At 44.2% G+C, this 2727-nt stretch carries 3 protein-coding genes; all 3 read left to right on the plus strand.

The features are described from left to right. The coding region (locus tag VXQ92_RS15545) for an enoyl-CoA hydratase-related protein (protein ID WP_416682396.1) at window positions 1-667 on the plus strand (667 nt) is incomplete at its 5' end. An 11-nt stretch (window positions 668-678) separates the two neighbouring features. After that, on the plus strand, window positions 679-2670 hold the full coding sequence (locus tag VXQ92_RS15550; protein ID WP_416682398.1) for an acetyl/propionyl/methylcrotonyl-CoA carboxylase subunit alpha: 1992 nt from the start codon (window positions 679-681) through the stop codon (window positions 2668-2670). After that, on the plus strand, window positions 2667-2727 hold a 61-nt coding region (locus VXQ92_RS15555; protein ID WP_416682400.1), incomplete at its 3' end, for a hypothetical protein. The genes VXQ92_RS15550 and VXQ92_RS15555, both read left to right, overlap by 4 nt.

The raw sequence follows: 2727 nt of genomic DNA on the forward strand, positions 1-2727 counted from the left end.
TGATGACATTCGTGTTGTGGTTTTAGCTGGTCGCGGTAAAAGCTTTTCGGCAGGTGCCGACCTCAACTGGATGAAACAGGCAGGTCAGGCATCTTCAGCAGAAAATGAAGCAGATGCATTAAAACTTGCGCAAATGCTTGATGCACTTGCAACACTTAAACAACCGACTATTGCCCGCGTGCATGGCATTGCCTTTGGCGGCGGTATGGGCTTAGCGTCGGCATGTGATATTTGTATTGCCAGTACTGATGCCAAGTTTGCAACTTCTGAGGTTCGTTTAGGACTTGCTCCATCTACCATTAGTCCCTATGTGATTCGTGCGATTGGTGCAAGACAAGCCTCTCGTTACTTTTTAACTGCCGAGCGGATTTCAGCACGTGAAGCCAAACAAATTGGTTTAGCACACGAAGTAGCAGATGCTGAAGACTTAGATAAAAAAGTTCAAGAAATTATTGATGCTCTATTACTCGGTGGCCCACACGCTCAAGCGGCTTCAAAACAACTCATTCAAATGGTGAGCAACCAGACCATGAGCAATGACTTGCTGCAACAGACAGCACATCATATTGCTCAAGTTCGTCAAGGCAGTGAGGCAAAAGAAGGTCTAAGTGCCTTTTTAAATAAACAACAGCCTGCTTGGGTTTCTAACTCGAATAACAACACTTAAGGACGATCATCATGTTTGAAAAGATTTTAATTGCGAACCGTGGCGAGATTGCCTGCCGCGTAATTCGTACAGCTAAAAAATTAGGTATTAGAACGGTTGCCGTTTACTCAGATGCAGATGCAAAGGCCCAACACGTCAAACTTGCAGATGAAGCGGTTTATATTGGTCAGTCCCCTGCAACACAAAGTTATTTACAGGTTGATCGTATTATTCAAGCTGCCATTGATACAGGCAGCCAAGCGGTTCATCCGGGTTACGGCTTCCTTTCTGAAAATGACCAGTTTGCACTCGCTTGCCAACAACACAACATTTGCTTTATTGGGCCACCAGTGGATGCCATTTTAGCGATGGGCTTAAAAGCGACCTCGAAAGCTTTAATGGAAAAAGCAGGTGTCCCTTTAACACCGGGCTATCACGGAACCAACCAAGATGCTGACTTTTTAAAGCAACAGGCAGACCGAATTGGCTATCCTGTTTTAATTAAAGCCAGTGCGGGCGGCGGTGGTAAAGGCATGAGTCTGGTTGAACGCAGTGAAGATTTTCTGCATGCCTTAGCCTCTTGTAAACGTGAAGCCAAATCGAGCTTTGGTAATGATGATGTCTTGATTGAGCGTTATGTGATTCAACCGCGCCATATTGAAGTGCAAGTGTTTGGCGATACACATGGCAACTACGTACATTTGTTTGAACGCGACTGTTCAGTACAACGCCGCCACCAAAAAGTGCTAGAAGAAGCCCCTGCTCCACAAATGCCAAGCGAAAAGCTCGATGCAATGCGCCAAGCTGCAATTGATGCTGCACGAGCGGTAAATTATGTTGGTGCAGGTACGGTCGAGTTTATTGTGGAACAAGACGGTACGGCGTATTTCATGGAAATGAATACCCGTCTACAAGTCGAGCACCCTGTTACTGAAATGATTACAGGTGAAGACTTGGTCGAGTGGCAACTTCGTGTGGCTTATGGCGAACCTTTGCCTAAACTACAAAACGAATTGCAGATTCATGGACATGCGCTTGAAGCACGGATCTACGCAGAAGAACCAGAAAAAGGCTTTTTACCCGCAATTGGTAAAATTGACTATCTGCACTACCCAACGCAAAACCAATATGTGCGTGTAGATAGCGGTATTGTTGAAGGCGATGAAATCACGACCTATTACGACCCAATGATTGCCAAACTCATCGTATGGGGTAAAAACCGTGAAGCTGCGCTTATTCAAATGCAAAATGCTTTAAGCCAATTCCATGTGGATGGCTTAGGTAACAACATTGCCTTTCTTGAAAAAATTGTACGCAGTGAGTCTTTTAAACAAGCCAAGCTTGATACCAACCTGATTCAACGTGAACAAAACTTCTTGTTTAGTCCTGAAGAAATTAAACCGGAACTGGTGGTAGCAGCGGCATTTATTGAGTTTTTAAGCAAACTGAATAACAACAGCTCAAGCCAAAAACAGCTTTGGCAAGCTCAGCCACTTTGGCGTTTAAATATTGCTTATCAGCACAGCATTAAACTGAATTATTTAAACCAAAATATTCAAATCAAATTTGCCTCAAATGAAGATGGCTTCACCGCAGAATATAACGGCCAAAGCTACCCAATTTCAGGTCAATTGATTGATGCTCATACTGCCTCTGTTCAAATTGGTGGGACTCAGCAAAAGCTATCTTTTAACCAAAGTCAGCAAGGCATTACCTTGTTCCAAAATGGACAAAGCTATAAGTTTGCTTATATTTGCCAAGATTTTAATCAGGCAGATAGCCAAGCCGATGAAGGTCACTTAAAAGCCCCAATGCCGGGTGTGGTCACTCAAGTGCTAGTCAGTGCAAATCATAGCGTGAAGAAAGACGATATTTTAATGACGCTTGAAGCAATGAAAATGGAATATACCATCCGCGCCCCTAAAGATGGCGTGATTGTAGACTCCTATTTCCAAGTCGGTGATCAGGTCAAAGCTGGCGATGAGCTTGTGGAATTTCAGCCTGCACAGGAGGAAGTTGCATGAGTGAGTTTGTCAAAATCGTAGAGGTCGGTCCCAGAGACGGCCTCCAAAATGAAAAGC

The organism is Acinetobacter sp. 228, assembly GCF_048147885.1.

Bases quoted from the DNA above. Each gene is read 5' to 3' on its own strand.
- VXQ92_RS15550 (WP_416682398.1), top strand. From the start codon at position 679: ATGTTTGAAAAGATTTTAATTGCGAACCGTGGCGAGATTGCCTGCCGC.